The following is a 14,022-nucleotide window of genomic DNA, read 5'->3' on the forward strand; positions in this document are numbered from 1 at the left end:
GCCTCGCCAGCGCGCCGCGACGCGCTGGCTTCGCCGTCTGCGCTGGCTTCGCCGCGCGTGTCGCCGTCCGCGCCGTCTCCGGCCGCGCGCGGCGAGGGACCCTCGTCGTTCCCCGTGAGCCCGGTGGCTCCGTGGTCGGCCGTCGTGGTGGGTGCGGGCTGGGCGCCGGGGCGCTCCGGTTCCGGGCGTGCCGGGGCCGCGCCCGTCGGGTCGCGGTCGTCGGTGCCGGGTGCGGGCGCCTGCTGGCCGTCCGCCCTGGCGGGCGTGCTTTCGGACCGCGGCGTGCCGCTCCCGGCGCTCTCGTCCACGGTGTCCCCTCGTTCGAAACGTCTCCCGCCCCTGCCGTGGCGCGGTTCACACACGATCATGCAGGGCCGGAGGGTCTGTCGTCGATGGTATGCGGCCGTTGTCAGTGGTGGGTCGTAGGGTCTTCGTCATGGAGACCAGGACCGACGCCGCCGTGGCGTCCGTGACGGCCGCGCGCCCGGATTCGCTGTCGCCCTCGCGGGCCGGTGACTTCATGCAGTGCCCGCTGCTGTATCGCTTCCGGGTGATCGACAAGCTGCCGGAGAAGCCGAGCGAGGCGGCCACGCGCGGCACGCTGGTCCACGCGGTCCTGGAGAGACTGTTCGACGCGCCGGCGGTGGAGCGCACCGCGCCGCGCGCCAAGGCCCTGGTGCCGGGGCAGTGGGACCGGCTGCGGGAGGCGAAGCCGGAGCTGGCGGAGCTGTTCGCGGACGACGCCGAGGGCGAGCGCCTGGCGCGCTGGCTCGCGGACGCGGAGCGGCTCGTCGAGCGGTGGTTCACGCTGGAGGACCCCACGCGTCTGGAGCCCGCCGAGCGGGAGCTGTTCGTGCAGGCCGAGCTGGAGTCGGGCCTGAAGCTGCGCGGGATCATCGACCGGGTGGATGTGGCGCCCACCGGCGAGGTCCGGATCGTGGACTACAAGACGGGCAAGGCCCCGCGTCCGGAGTACGCGGAGGGCGCGCTGTTCCAGATGAAGTTCTACGCCCTGGTGGTGTGGCGGCTGAAGGGCGTGCTGCCGCGACGGCTGCAGCTGGTGTATCTGGGCAGCGGCGATGTGATCACGTACGACCCGGTGGCCGCGGATCTGGAGCGGGTGGAGCGGAAGCTGCTCGCGCTGTGGGAGGCGATCGTCACCGCGACCGAGACGGGTGACTGGCGGCCGCGGCCGACGAAGCTGTGCGGCTGGTGCGACCACCAGGCCGTCTGTCCGGAATTCGGTGGTACTCCCCCGCCGTATCCGCTGCCGGTGAGGGCGCCCGAGTCGGCCGTCGAGGAGCAGGGCAGAATGGGCCCGGGCTAGGCGAAGGAGAGTTACGTGGCCATCCGCGTCCTACTGGTCGATGACCAGCCGCTGCTGCGCACGGGTTTCCGGATGATCCTGGAGGCCGAGCAGGACATCGCGGTCGTCGGCGAGGCCGGAGACGGCCTGCAGGCTCTGGATCAAGTGCGGGCGTTGCAGCCCGATGTGGTGCTCATGGACATCCGCATGCCGCGGATGGACGGGGTGGAGGCCACCCGGCAGATCACCGGGCCCGGCCGGGACGGCCCGGCGAAGGTGCTCGTCCTGACCACGTTCGACCTCGATGAGTACGTGGTGGAGGCGTTGCGCGCGGGTGCCAGCGGCTTCCTGTTGAAGGACGCCCCGGCGAACGAGCTGGTGCAGGCGATCCGGGTGGTCGCCGCGGGCGAGGCGATGCTGGCGCCGAGCATCACGCGGCGGCTCCTCGACAAGTACGCGGGGCATCTGCCCTCGGGTGACGAGCCGGTTCCGGACACGCTGCACACGTTGACGGACCGGGAGGTGGAGGTCCTCAAGCTGGTGGCTCGGGGTCTTTCCAACGCGGAGATCGCCGCGGATCTGTTCGTGAGCGAGACGACCGTGAAGACGCACGTGGGGCACGTCCTGACGAAGCTGGGCCTGCGGGACCGGGTGCAGGCCGCGGTGTACGCGTACGAGAGCGGTCTGGTGCGGCCGGGGGCGCAGTAGCCCCCTGGGCCCGGCCGGGCCGCCGCGCGGCGGGAACCCGGCGGCGCGGCGAGAGCACGGCGAAGGCGAAGGCCCGCGCCCCGGACGGGGTGCGGGCCTTCGCCGCGTGGTGGGGCCGTCAGTCCTTGCTCAGCTCCCAGAAGCGGAACACGGTCGAGGCGTCCAGGCAGGACTCGACGCCGTAGACGTTGTCACGGGCCACCGCGTACTGCTTGGCCTGCCAGACGGGCAGCAGGGGCAGTTCGGTGGCGACGATGTCCTGGAGGCGGCCGTAGTCCTTGTCGGTGGAGTTGCGGTCGCTCTGGGCGGCGGTGGCCGGGATGATCTTCTCGGTGATGGCGCTGTTCTCGTAGTTGTTCGACAGGACGTTGCCCTTGCCGAAGAACGGCTGCGTGAAGTTGTCCGGATCCGGGTAGTCGGGCACCCAGCCCTTGACGTAGACGCCGTACTTGCCGGCCTTGATGTCCTTCTCGTACTGCTCGAACTCGATGGACTTCACGTCGGCCTCGAACAGGCCGCTGGCGTTGAGCTGCTTGGCTATGGCGCGCATCTCGTCGTCGGTCGCGGGACCGTAGCGGGAGGGCGTGGACCACAGGGTGAGCCGGACCTTGCTGTCGATGCCCGCCTGCTGCAGGGCGTTCGCGGCCTTGGCGCGCTGGGGGCGGGCGCCGTAGGTGTCGAAGAAGGCGGTGTTGTGGCCGCCGACTCCGGCCGGGACGATCGAGTACAGCGGTGTGGCGGTGCCCTGGTACACCTGGTCGACCAGTGCTTCGCGGTCGAGGAGGTAGGCCATGGCCTTGCGGACGCCGGGCTTGCCGACGACGGGGTCCTTCACGTTGAAGACCAGGTGCTGGACTTCGGCGCTGGTGCCCTCGACGACCTTCAGGTCGTGGTCGGAGTTCTTCTCGATGTCGGCGATGTCACCGGCGGCGAGGCCTCGGTAGGCGACGTCGATCTTCTTGTCGGTGAGGGCCCGCTTGAGGGCCTTGCGGTCGCCGTGGAAGAAGCGGAGGGTGACGCCCTCGTTCTTGGCCTTGGCGGAGCCGTGGTAACCGTCGTTGACGGAGAAGACCGCCTCCTGCTTGCTGAAGGAGTCCAGCTCGTAGGGGCCGGAGCCGACGGCCTCGCCGTCGGCGCGGAGCTTGTCCTTGGGGTACTCGCGGTGGTCGACGATGGAGCCCGCACCGGAGGCGATCTTGCTGGGGAAGGTCGCGTCGGGGAACTTCAGCCGGAAGACGACGGTCTTGGCGTCCGGGGTCTCCACGCGGTCGAGCATGGGGAACATCAGCGCCGGACCGTTGTCGTCGTTGATCTTCCGCATGCGGTCGAAGGAGAACTTGACGTCCTTCGAGGTGAGGGCGTTGCCGTTGCTGAACTTCAGCCCTTCGCGCAGCGTGCAGCTGTAGACGCGGGTCTTCTGGTCGGTGAAGCCGCACTTCCTGGCGGCTTCGGGCTCCGGTTCGGTGGCGCCCTTGGGGAAGCTCAGGAGCGACTGGAAGACGTTGTTGAACAGCAGCCACGAGCCCGGGTCGTAACCGGCGGCCGGGTCGGTGGCGAGCACCTCGTCGGACATGCCGACGACCACGGAGTCGCTGTCCTCGGCCGATCCGGAGGACTCGGAGCCACATCCGGTCAGCAGGGCGGCGGCCAGGCCGGAGGAGAGGGGCAGGGCCAGCCACGGGTTGCGCATTTTCACTTGCGTGCCTTGTCTTTGTATCCGTCTCGGGTGCGGCGCCGGTCAGTCGCCCACACCACGGGCGAGCTCCCACAACTGCAGGTTGGAGGAGGAGTTCAGGGCCCACTCGACACCGGTGATGTCGTCGCGGGCGGCGATGTACTGCTTGCCCTGCCACAGCGGGAGCACCGGGACGTCCTCGGCGACGATGTCCTGGATCCGCTCGACGCTCTTGGCGGCGCTGAGGCGGTCGGCCTCGCGGCGCGATGCGGGGATCAGCTCCGTGTTGATGGTGTTGTTGCGGTAGGGGGAGCCGAGGAAGTTGTCCTGGGCGAGGAACGGCGCGAGGAAGTTGTCCGCGTCGGGGAAGTCGGGGAACCAGCCCATGCCGTAGACGTCGTACTTGCCCTTCTGCGCGGCGGCGCGGAAGGTGTTCCAGACGTCGCCCTTGACGCTCACGTCGAACAGGCCGCTGTCGTTCAGCTGCTGGCGCAGCGTCTCGAACTCCTGCTTGGTGGCGGGGCCGTAGTGGTCGGTGGTGTAGTGCAGGGTCAGCTTCACCGGGGTGTCGACGCCCGCCGCGGTCAGCAGTCCCTTGGCCTTCTTGACGCTCGGCTCGTTGTAGCGGTTGAAGAACGAGTTCGAGTGGCCGGTGATGGTGGTCGGCACCAGGGAGTACAGCGGGTCGGCCGTGGAGCCGTACACCTTGCTGACCAGCGCGCCGCGGTCGATGAGCTGCGCCATGGCCTGGCGGACGGCCTTGTCCTTGACGGTCTGCGCGCTGGTGTTGAAGGCCAGGTAGCGGATTTCGAGGCCGGGCATGTCGACGAGGTCGATCTTCTTGCCCGGGCTGGCGTCGAGGCGCTCGATCTGCTCGGGGGACATCGTGCGCGTCATCAGGTCGATGTCGCCGTCTTCCAGGGCCTTGCCCATGGCGGAGGCGTTCACGAAGGTGCGCAGTTCGACCTTCTTGTTCTGCGGGGTGAAGGCGCCCTGGTAGTGCGGGTTCTTGGTGAAGACGGCCTTGACGAGCTGGTTGTTCTTCACTTCCTGCTTGACCGTGTACGGCCCGGAGCCGTCCAGGGCGAAGCCGGTGCGCAGCTTGTCCTTGCGGTAGTGGTCGGGGCTGACGATGCCCGCGGTCGGGGTCGCGAGCTTGTACGGGAAGGTCGCGTCCGGCGTCTTGAGGTGGAAGACGATGCCGCGCTCGCCCTGGACCTCGATGGTCTCGACGTTGGAGACGAGGCCGTCGGAGCCGCTGGGGTTGGCGACCTTCATGTCGCGCACGCGCTCGATGGAGAACTTCACGTCGGAGGCGGTGAGCGGCTTGCCGTCGGCGAACTTGAGGTCCTTGCGCAGGGTGCACGCGTAGCGCTCGTTGCCCGTGTCGGTGAAGCCGCACTTCTGGGCGGCCTCCGGCTCCGGCTCGCCGCCCCCGCGCGGCAGGGCCATGAGCGTCTGGAGGGTCTGGCGCAGGACGTTCCAGGACCCGGCGTCGTAGGCGTAGGCCGGGTCGAAGGGTGCCGGGACCTCCTTGGAGGCCGTGAACCGGTCGGTGGTGCCCGCTGCGATGGGGTCGTCGCCGTCCCCGCTGCCCGACCCGCCGCACGCGGCGAGGGCGGGGGCGAGCAGACCTATGAGGGCCGGCAGCACCAAAGTCTTGCGGTTCATGCTGGAAGTTCTCCAGAACTCTTGATCCCGTGTGTCCGGCAACGGCGGGGTGGGGTTGATAGGGCACGGGGGGTGGCGATGTTCTCGCGACGAGATTAGTCCGCACCGCCAGGAGCGCTGGCGAAGACCGGAGTTGGTCCGCCATCACACAGGGATACCGGGCGGGGACGCACCGATAATCCGACACCGGAAGGTTTCGTGCAGGGACGACTCAATCAGGACACAAGGTCAGGGTGCAACAGGGGGTCAGAGGGCTTCCTGCACACGTTCGCACCTCTGTCGACCCCCTTCCCAGTGGGAAACGTCACACTTTCAACTGGGCGCGCTGTCTGGGCTTTTCGGCCACGAGGCTCATTCCCCCTCGGCTCCCGAGGCTCATTCCCCTCAGCTCCGGGCGGCGGGGGCGCTCATGAGGCCGCGCAGGAACGTCAGGTCGACGTGTTCGAGGGACGGTACGACGGTCCGGCCCGCGGCCGGGGCGATGGGGGCGACGGAGGGCACGGCGAGGACGCGGCAGCCGGCGGCCTCGGCGGCGGCCACGCCGGTCGCGGTGTCCTCGATGACCGCGCAGCGGCCCGGTTCGGCGCCGAGGCCGGAGGCGGCGATGAGGTAGGGGTCCGGGTGCGGCTTGGTGCGCGTCACCTCGTCCCCGGCGACGGTCAGCGCGAAGTGGTGGGCGCCGATGGAGTCGAGGACGCGGTCGATGATGCGCCGGTGGGAGGCGGAGACCAGCGCCATCGGCACCTCGTGGGCCGAGAGCTCGGCAAGGAGCCGGGCGGCGCCGGGCATCAGCGGCAGGGTGCGGCTGATGCGGTCCTCGAAGCCGTCGTTGAGGAGGGTGGTCAGCTCGGCGAGGGTGATGTCGGCGCCGGTGGCCTCGATGAGGAAGCCCGCGCTGCGGGACATCGGACCGCCGACGACGACATCGCGCCAGGCCTCGTCGAGGGTGTGGCCGAGCGCGGCGAAGACCTCGACCTCCGCGTCCCACCAGAAGCCCTCGGTGTCGACGAGGGTTCCGTCCATGTCGAGCAGGACTGCCTGCAGGGCGGAGCCTTCGGCCGTTCGCGTACCGAGCGCGGGAACCGTGCTGGTCATCCGGGCACCTCCATAAGGGACGAGAAGGCCGGCCCCCAGCGGGGACCGGCCTACGAGCTGGACCGACCAGTGTACGACTGCCCCGATCCGCGCGCCTCGGGGATTCCCGGGGGCCGGGGCGCGGGGGCCCCGGCGCTCCGGCGCGGCGGTCAGCGGGCGTTGAAGTACTTGGCCTCGGGGTGGTGGATGACGATGGCGTCGGTGGACTGCTCGGGGTGGAGCTGGAACTCCTCGGAGAGCTGGACGCCGATGCGTTCGGGCTGCAGGAGCTCGGCGATCTTCGCGCGGTCCTCCAGGTCGGGGCAGGCGCCGTAGCCGAGGGAGAAGCGGGCGCCGCGGTACTTGAGGGCGAACATGTCCTCGACGTCGGCGGGGTCCTCGCCGCCGAAGCCGAGTTCGGCGCGCACGCGGGCGTGCCAGTACTCGGCGAGGGCCTCGGCCAACTGCACGGAGAGGCCGTGCAGTTCCAGGTAGTCGCGGTAGGAGTCGGCGGCGAACAGCTCGGCGGTGGCCTCGCCGATCTTCGAGCCGACGGTGACGACCTGGAGGCCCACGACGTCCGTCTCGCCGGACTCCTCGGGGCGGAAGAAGTCCGCGAGGCACAGGTGGCGGCCGCGGCGCTGGCGCGGGAAGGAGAAGCGGGTGCGTTCGTTGCCCTGCTCGTCCAGGAGGATCAGGTCGTCGCCCTTGGAGACGCAGGGGAAGTAGCCGTAGACGACGGCGGCTTCGAGGAGGTTCTTCGTCTGGAGGTCGTCGAGCAGGCCGCGCAGCCGGGGCCTGCCCTCGGTCTCGACGAGCTCCTCGTAGGTGGGTCCGTCGCCGGTGCGGGCCTGCTTCAGGCCCCACTGGCCCTTGAACAGGGCGCCCTCATCCAGCCAGGAGGCGTACTCCTTGAGCTGGATGCCCTTGATGACGCGGGTGCCCCAGAACGGCGGCGTGGGCAGGGGGTTGTCGATGGCGACGTCGGAGCGGGCGGGGCCCTCGGGCTCCTTGACCTCGACGGCGGGCGCCTCGCGCTTGGGGACGCGGCGCTGCTTGAGTTCGGGCAGGCTCGCGCCGGGCACGCCGCGCTTGACGGCGATGAGGGCGTCCATCAGGCGCAGGCCCTCGAAGGCGTCGCGGGCGTAGCGGACCTCGCCTTCGTAGATCTCGTGGAGGTCCTGCTCGACGTAGGCCCGGGTCAGGGCCGCGCCGCCGAGGATGACGGGGTAGTCGGCGGCCATCTGGCGCTGGTTGAGCTCCTCCAGGTTCTCCTTCATGATCACGGTGGACTTGACCAGGAGCCCTGACATGCCGATGACGTCGGCCTTGTGTTCCTGGGCGGCGTCGAGGATCGCGGCGACGGGCTGCTTGATGCCGAGGTTGACCACGTTGTAGCCGTTGTTCGACAGGATGATGTCGACGAGGTTCTTGCCGATGTCGTGGACGTCGCCGCGCACGGTGGCGAGGACGATGGTGCCCTTGCCCTCGGCGTCGGACTTCTCCATGTGGGGTTCGAGGTGGGCGACGGCGGTCTTCATGACCTCGGCGGACTGGAGCACGAACGGCAGCTGCATCTGGCCGGAGCCGAAGAGTTCGCCGACGACCTTCATGCCCTCCAGGAGCGTGTCGTTGACGATGTCGAGGGCCGGGCGGGTCTGAAGGGCCTCGTCGAGGTCGGCCTCCAGGCCGTTCTTCTCGCCGTCGATGATGCGGCGCTGGAGGCGCTCGTCCAGCGGCAGGGCGAGGAGTTCCTCGGCCTTGCCCGCCTTCATCGACTTCATGTTGACGCCCTCGAAGAGCTCCATGAGCTTCTGCAGGGGATCGTAGGCGGGTTCATCCCCTTGCTGGGGGCGTCGGCGGTCGTAGATCAGGTCGAGGGCGACCTTGACCTGCTCCTCGTCCAGGCGGGCGATCGGCAGGATCTTGGAGGCGTGCACGATGGCGGAGTCCAGGCCCGCCTTGACGCACTCGTCCAGGAAGACGGAGTTGAGGACGACGCGGGCGGCCGGGTTGAGGCCGAAGGAGATGTTGGACAGGCCGAGCGTGGTCTGCACGTCCGGGTGGCGCCGCTTCAGCTCGCGGATGGCCTCGATGGTGGCGATGCCGTCGCCCCGGGACTCCTCCTGGCCGGTGCAGATGGTGAAGGTCAGGGTGTCGATGAGGATGTCCGACTCGTGGATGCCCCAGTTGGCCGTCAGGTCCTCGATGAGGCGCTCGGCGATGGCGACCTTGTGCTCGACGGTGCGGGCCTGGCCCTCCTCGTCGATGGTCAGGGCGATCAGCGCGGCGCCGTGCTCCTGGGCGAGCGCGGTGACCTTGGCGAAGCGGGAGGCGGGGCCGTCGCCGTCCTCGTAGTTGACGGAGTTGATGACGGCGCGGCCGCCCAGCTTCTCCAGGCCCGCCTGGATGACGGGCACCTCGGTGGAGTCGAGGACGATGGGCAGGGTGGAGGCGGTGGCGAAGCGTCCGGCGAGTTCCTCCATGTCGGCGACGCCGTCGCGGCCGACGTAGTCGACGCACAGGTCGAGCATGTGGGCGCCTTCGCGGATCTGGTCGCGGGCCATCTCCACGCAGTCGTCCCAGCGGGCCTCCAGCATGGCCTCGCGGAACTTCTTCGAGCCGTTGGCGTTCGTACGCTCGCCGATCGCCATGTACGAGGTGTCCTGGCGGAACGGGACAGTCTGGTAGAGGGAGGCGGCGCCGGGCTCGGGGCGCGGCTCGCGCGCGGTCGGGGCGAGCCCGCGCACCCGCTCGACGACCTGGCGCAGGTGCTCGGGCGTGGTGCCGCAGCAGCCGCCGACCAGGGAGAGGCCGTACTCGCGGACGAAGGTCTCCTGGGCGTCGGCCAGTTCGGGAGCCGACAGCGGGTAGTGGGCGCCGTCCTTGCCGAGGACGGGCAGGCCGGCGTTGGGCATGCAGGCCAGCGGGACGCGCGAGTGGCGGGCCAGATAGCGCAGGTGCTCGCTCATCTCGGCCGGTCCCGTGGCGCAGTTCAGGCCGATCATGTCGATGCCCAGGGGTTCCAGGGCGGTGAGCGCGGCGCCGATCTCGGAGCCCAGCAGCATGGTGCCGGTGGTCTCCACGGTCACGGAGCAGATCAGCGGCAGGCGGGTGCCGGTGGCGTCCAGGGCGCGGCGGGCGCCGAGGAGGGCGGCCTTGGTCTGGAGCAGGTCCTGGGTGGTCTCCACCAGGAGCGCGTCGGCGCCGCCCGCGATCATGCCTTCGGCGTTCTGCTGGTAGGCGTCGCGCAGGAGGGTGTACGGGGCGTGGCCGAGGGTGGGCAGCTTGGTGCCGGGGCCCATGGAGCCGAGGACCCAGCGCTGCTGGCCGGTGGCGGCGGTGAACTCGTCGGCGACGTCGCGGGCGATGCGGGCGCCGGCCTCGGACAGTTCGAAGACGCGCTCGGGGATGTCGTACTCGCCGAGGGCGGCGTGGTTGGCGCCGAAGGTGTTGGTCTCCACGCAGTCGACGCCCGCGGCGAAGTACTCCGAGTGGACGGAGGCCACGATGTCGGGGCGCGTGACGTTCAGGATCTCGTTGCAGCCTTCGAGGTTCTGGAAGTCCTCGAGGCTGGGGTCCTGTGCCTGCAGCATGGTGCCCATCGCTCCGTCGGCGACGACCACGCGGGTCGCGAGTGCCTCACGAAGGGCGTCGGCCCGCTGCCCGGCGGAGTTGTCCGCCGTGGAAACGGATGAGGGGGTCGGCGACGAGGCCATGAATGAGCTCCCTGGAGTGCGACGGCTGTCGGCTTTGCGGCTTCGCTGGGAAGGCGCACCCGGCCAGGGTAGCTGGGACCCGGCCGCTGGCGTGAGGGCGTTCCACGGGCCGGACGAGTGGCTGGAAGTCGCCGGTGGGTCGTGCGGGAGGGAAACGGGCGGTGCGCATCCTTAGCCAGAGGTCGGCAACGACCGATAGTGTTCAGCATTGCCGAACGGTGACCCCGTTCGCTAGGTCGCCGCGGGATCGAGTGTCCGGCACAAGGGACGTGCAGGGGCACGGGACGGAGGAATGGGCTGCGATGGCACGCAACATCCAGTCGCTCGAACGGGCCGCCGCGATGCTGCGCCTGCTCGCCGGTGGCGAGCGCCGGCTCGGCCTCTCCGACATCGCCTCCGCCCTGGGGCTCGCCAAGGGCACGGCCCACGGCATCCTGCGCACGCTCCAGCACGAGGGGTTCGTGGAGCAGGACCCCGCGTCGGGGCGCTATCAGCTGGGCGCGGAGCTGCTGCGGCTCGGCAACAGCTATCTCGACGTGCACGAGCTGCGGGCGCGCGCGCTGGTGTGGACCGACGACCTGGCCCGGTCCAGCGGCGAGAGCGTGTACCTCGGCGTGCTGCACCAGCAGGGCGTGCTGATCGTGCACCACGTCTTCCGGCCGGACGACAGCCGTCAGGTCCTTGAGGTCGGGGCGATGCAGCCGCTGCACTCCACGGCGCTGGGCAAGGTGCTCGCGGCGTACGACCCCGTGGCGCACAGCGAGGCCCTGGAGGCCGACCGGATCGCGTTCACGGACCGCACGGCCAGTGGTGCGGCGGCGTTCGAGGCGGTGCTCGACCTGACGCGGGCGCGGGGGTACGCCACGGACACGGAGGAGACCTGGGAGGGCATCGCGTCCGTGGCCGCGCCCATTCATGACCGGCGGCGGATGCCGGTGGGGGCCGTGGGGGTCACGGGGGCGGTGGAGCGGGTGTGTCCGGGTGGGGAGCTTCGGCCTGAGCTGATCGCCGCGGTGCGGGATTGTGCGCGGGCGGTTTCCCGGGATCTTGGGGCCAGCCGGTTCTGAGGCCTCGCGGTGCGCCCCAGGCCCGCCCCTTCCCGATCCGGGGGCTGCCGCCCCCGGCCCCCCGCTCAACTGCATTGGCGCTTCGCGCCTCGTCCTCAAACGCCGGACGGGCTGGAAGCTCGCCGCTGCGCGGCTGGCCCTCAGGCACGGGGCAGGTGGGATTCACTCGGTCATCGATCGGTCTTAACGATCAATAACGATCGTGTTTTCAATTACAGAAGTCTTGACGCGCTGGTAACCCCAGAGTCAGACTCGCGTCCACCGGTCGGCATTGTCGAACAGCTAACGGCATTACGCGTTAGAGTGGGGCGAGCCTAGGGCCGGCAACGCCCTCACCTGAGGGCGCGGACCACCGGAGGGACCCGGGGTTCGCCTTCCCCTGGACGAAGGACAAAGGAGTCGCGGGTGTCCAGCCACGACATCTTCCTCGGCGAGACCATCGGTACCGCCGTGCTCATCTTGCTGGGCGGCGGCGTCTGCGCCGCTGTCACGCTCAAGCGCTCGAAGGCCAAGGACGCGGGCTGGCTCGCCATCACCTTCGGGTGGGGCTTCGCCGTCCTGACGGCCGCCTACCTGGCCGGCGGCGTCTCCGGCGCCCACCTCAACCCGGCCGTCACCATCGGCCTCGCGGTCGAGGGCGGCACCAAGTGGAACGACGTGCCGCTCTACCTGGCCTCGCAGCTCCTGGGCGCCATGATCGGCGCCGTGCTGATGTGGGCGACGTACTACGGGCAGTTCCAGGCCCACCTCACGGACCCCGAGGTGATCAAGGCACAGCCCGCTGAGGAAGGCCTCGTGGACCAGAAGGCCGCGCCGAAGGCCGGCCCCGTGCTCGGCATCTTCTCGACCGGCCCCGAGATCCGGAACATCGCGCAGAACCTCGTCACCGAGATCATCGCCACGACCGTGCTCGTCCTGGCGATCCTCACCCAGGGCCTCAACGACGGCGGCAACGGCCTCGGCACCCTCGGTGCCCTGATCACCGCGCTCGTCGTGGTCGGCATCGGCCTCTCGCTCGGCGGCCCGACCGGGTACGCCATCAACCCGGTCCGCGACCTGGGTCCCCGCATCGTCCACTCGCTGCTCCCGCTCCCCAACAAGGGTGGCTCCGACTGGTCGTACGCGTGGATTCCCGTGGTCGGTCCGCTGATCGGCGGCGCTCTCGCCGCTTTCCTCTTCAAGCTGTTCTGAGCGAACCCGCCGACCACACGACCACGACGTACTTCAGGAGCACACCGTGACCGACGCACACACCGCCGGGCCCTTCATCGCCGCGATCGACCAGGGCACCACGTCCTCGCGCTGCATCGTCTTCGACCGGGACGGCCGCATCGTCTCCGTCGACCAGAAGGAGCACGAGCAGATCTTCCCGAAGCCGGGCTGGGTGGAGCACAACGCCACCGAGATCTGGACGAACGTGCAGGCGGTCGTCGCCGGGGCCATCGAGAAGGCCGGCATCACGCGCGACGACATCAAGGCCATCGGCATCACCAACCAGCGCGAGACCACGCTGCTGTGGGACAAGAACACCGGTGAGCCCGTCCACAACGCCATCGTCTGGCAGGACACCCGCACCGACGCCCTGTGCAAGGAGCTCGGCCGCAACGTCGGCCAGGACCGCTTCCGCCGCGAGACGGGCCTGCCGCTGGCCTCCTACTTCGCCGGGCCCAAGGCCCGCTGGCTGCTCGACAACGTCGAGGGCCTGCGCGAGCGCGCCGAGGCGGGCGAGATCCTCTTCGGCACCATGGACTCCTGGGTCATCTGGAACCTGACGGGCGGTGTGAACGGCGGCAAGCACGTCACCGACGTCACCAACGCCTCCCGCACCATGCTGATGAACCTGCACTCCATGGAGTGGGACGAGCGCATCGCCGAGTCCATCGGCGTGCCGCTCGCCATCCTGCCCGAGATCCGCTCCTCCGCCGAGGTCTACGGCGAGGTCACCGGCGGCGAGCTCGGCGAGCTGCTCGGCGGCGTCCCCGTCGCCTCCGCGCTCGGCGACCAGCAGGCGGCCCTGTTCGGCCAGACCTGCTTCGCCGAGGGCGAGGCCAAGTCCACGTACGGCACCGGCACGTTCATGCTGATGAACACCGGTGAGAAGGCCATCAACTCCTACAGCGGGCTCCTGACGACGGTCGGTTACCAGATCGGCGACCAGAAGCCCGTCTACGCCCTCGAGGGCTCCATCGCCGTCACCGGGTCGCTCGTGCAGTGGATGCGCGACCAGATGGGCCTCATCAAGTCCGCCGCCGAGATCGAGACGCTCGCGTCCTCGGTCGAGGACAACGGCGGCGCCTACTTCGTCCCGGCCTTCTCCGGCCTGTTCGCCCCGTACTGGCGCTCCGACGCCCGCGGTGTGATCGCCGGTCTGACCCGGTACGTCACCAAGGCGCACATCGCGCGCGCCGTCCTGGAGGCCACGGCCTGGCAGACCCGTGAGATCACCGACGCCATGACGAAGGACTCCGGCGTCGAGCTCGCGGCCCTCAAGGTCGACGGCGGCATGACCTCCAACAACCTGCTGATGCAGACCCTCTCGGACTTCGTGGACGCCCCCGTGGTGCGCCCGATGGTCGCCGAGACGACCTGCCTCGGCGCCGCCTACGCCGCCGGTCTCGCCGTCGGCTTCTGGTCCTCCACCGACGACCTGCGCGCCAACTGGCGCCGGGCCGCCGAGTGGACCCCCCGCATGGACGCGGACGTCCGCGCCCGTGAGTACAAGAACTGGCTCAAGGCCGTGGAGCGGACCATGGGCTGGCTCGAAGACGAGAGCTGACCACACCCCAGCTCAGCTGACGAGGA

General features: G+C 69.9%; 9 protein-coding genes and 1 pseudogene. 5 read left to right on the plus strand and 5 right to left on the minus strand.

What is annotated here, in order from left to right:
- Positions 1-308, minus strand: a pseudogene (locus AC07A4_RS24670) (hypothetical protein); the annotation flags it as partial.
- Positions 309-436: 128 nt separating this feature from the next.
- On the opposite strand from AC07A4_RS24670, the gene AC07A4_RS24675 reads away from it, so the two are divergent.
- Positions 437-1,327, plus strand: coding sequence for a RecB family exonuclease (locus AC07A4_RS24675; RefSeq protein ID WP_478602261.1), 891 nt, complete (start codon positions 437-439; stop codon positions 1,325-1,327).
- A 15-nt stretch (positions 1,328-1,342) separates the two neighbouring features.
- Positions 1,343-2,014 carry a response regulator gene (locus AC07A4_RS24680; protein ID WP_030356234.1) on the plus strand — a complete coding sequence of 224 codons (672 nt, stop codon included), beginning with the start codon at positions 1,343-1,345 and terminating at the stop codon, positions 2,012-2,014.
- 118 nt (positions 2,015-2,132) lie between these two features.
- Here AC07A4_RS24680 and AC07A4_RS24685 read toward each other — a convergent pair whose 3' ends face one another.
- The 4 genes from AC07A4_RS24685 to metH form a co-directional block, all read right to left on the minus strand.
- The gene (locus AC07A4_RS24685) at positions 2,133-3,704 is read right to left on the minus strand and encodes an ABC transporter substrate-binding protein (RefSeq protein WP_478602263.1); all 1,572 of its coding nucleotides are present in this window, start codon (positions 3,702-3,704) and stop codon (positions 2,133-2,135) included.
- 48 nt (positions 3,705-3,752) lie between these two features.
- Positions 3,753-5,360, minus strand: coding sequence for an ABC transporter substrate-binding protein (locus tag AC07A4_RS24690; RefSeq protein ID WP_478602265.1), 1,608 nt, complete (start codon positions 5,358-5,360; stop codon positions 3,753-3,755).
- Between the two features lie 384 nt (positions 5,361-5,744).
- Positions 5,745-6,455: an HAD family hydrolase gene (locus AC07A4_RS24695; RefSeq protein ID WP_478602267.1), complete on the minus strand. Its 711-nt coding sequence runs from the start codon at positions 6,453-6,455 to the stop codon at positions 5,745-5,747.
- 149 nt (positions 6,456-6,604) lie between these two features.
- On the minus strand, positions 6,605-10,153 hold the full coding sequence (metH, locus tag AC07A4_RS24700; protein ID WP_478602269.1) for a methionine synthase: 3,549 nt from the start codon (positions 10,151-10,153) through the stop codon (positions 6,605-6,607).
- A 302-nt stretch (positions 10,154-10,455) separates the two neighbouring features.
- On the opposite strand from metH, the gene AC07A4_RS24705 reads away from it, so the two are divergent.
- The 3 genes from AC07A4_RS24705 to glpK all read left to right on the plus strand — a co-directional run bounded on the left by AC07A4_RS24705 (position 10,456) and on the right by glpK (position 13,996).
- Entirely contained in the window at positions 10,456-11,220 is a 765-nt protein-coding gene (locus AC07A4_RS24705) for an IclR family transcriptional regulator (protein ID WP_478602271.1), read from the plus strand.
- A 405-nt stretch (positions 11,221-11,625) separates the two neighbouring features.
- Positions 11,626-12,411, plus strand: coding sequence for an MIP/aquaporin family protein (locus AC07A4_RS24710; protein ID WP_478602272.1), 786 nt, complete (start codon positions 11,626-11,628; stop codon positions 12,409-12,411).
- A 46-nt stretch (positions 12,412-12,457) separates the two neighbouring features.
- The gene (gene glpK, locus AC07A4_RS24715; protein ID WP_478602274.1) at positions 12,458-13,996 is read left to right on the plus strand and encodes a glycerol kinase GlpK; all 1,539 of its coding nucleotides are present in this window, start codon (positions 12,458-12,460) and stop codon (positions 13,994-13,996) included.
- The last annotated feature ends 26 nt before the right edge of the window (positions 13,997-14,022 follow it).

The sequence above is a fragment of the Streptomyces sp. NPDC043996 genome, from assembly GCF_056435225.1.

What these genes read in the sequence shown, in the direction of transcription:
- AC07A4_RS24675 (WP_478602261.1), top strand. Translation starts at nt 437, where the DNA reads ATGGAGACCAGGACCGACGCCGCCGTGGCGTCCGTGACGGCCGCGCGC.
- AC07A4_RS24695 (WP_478602267.1), bottom strand. Translation starts at nt 6,455, where the DNA reads ATGACCAGCACGGTTCCCGCGCTCGGTACGCGAACGGCCGAAGGCTCC.
- AC07A4_RS24705 (WP_478602271.1), top strand. Translation starts at nt 10,456, where the DNA reads ATGGCACGCAACATCCAGTCGCTCGAACGGGCCGCCGCGATGCTGCGC.
- metH (WP_478602269.1), bottom strand. Translation starts at nt 10,153, where the DNA reads ATGGCCTCGTCGCCGACCCCCTCATCCGTTTCCACGGCGGACAACTCC.
- AC07A4_RS24685 (WP_478602263.1), bottom strand. Translation starts at nt 3,704, where the DNA reads ATGCGCAACCCGTGGCTGGCCCTGCCCCTCTCCTCCGGCCTGGCCGCC.
- AC07A4_RS24690 (WP_478602265.1), bottom strand. Translation starts at nt 5,360, where the DNA reads ATGAACCGCAAGACTTTGGTGCTGCCGGCCCTCATAGGTCTGCTCGCC.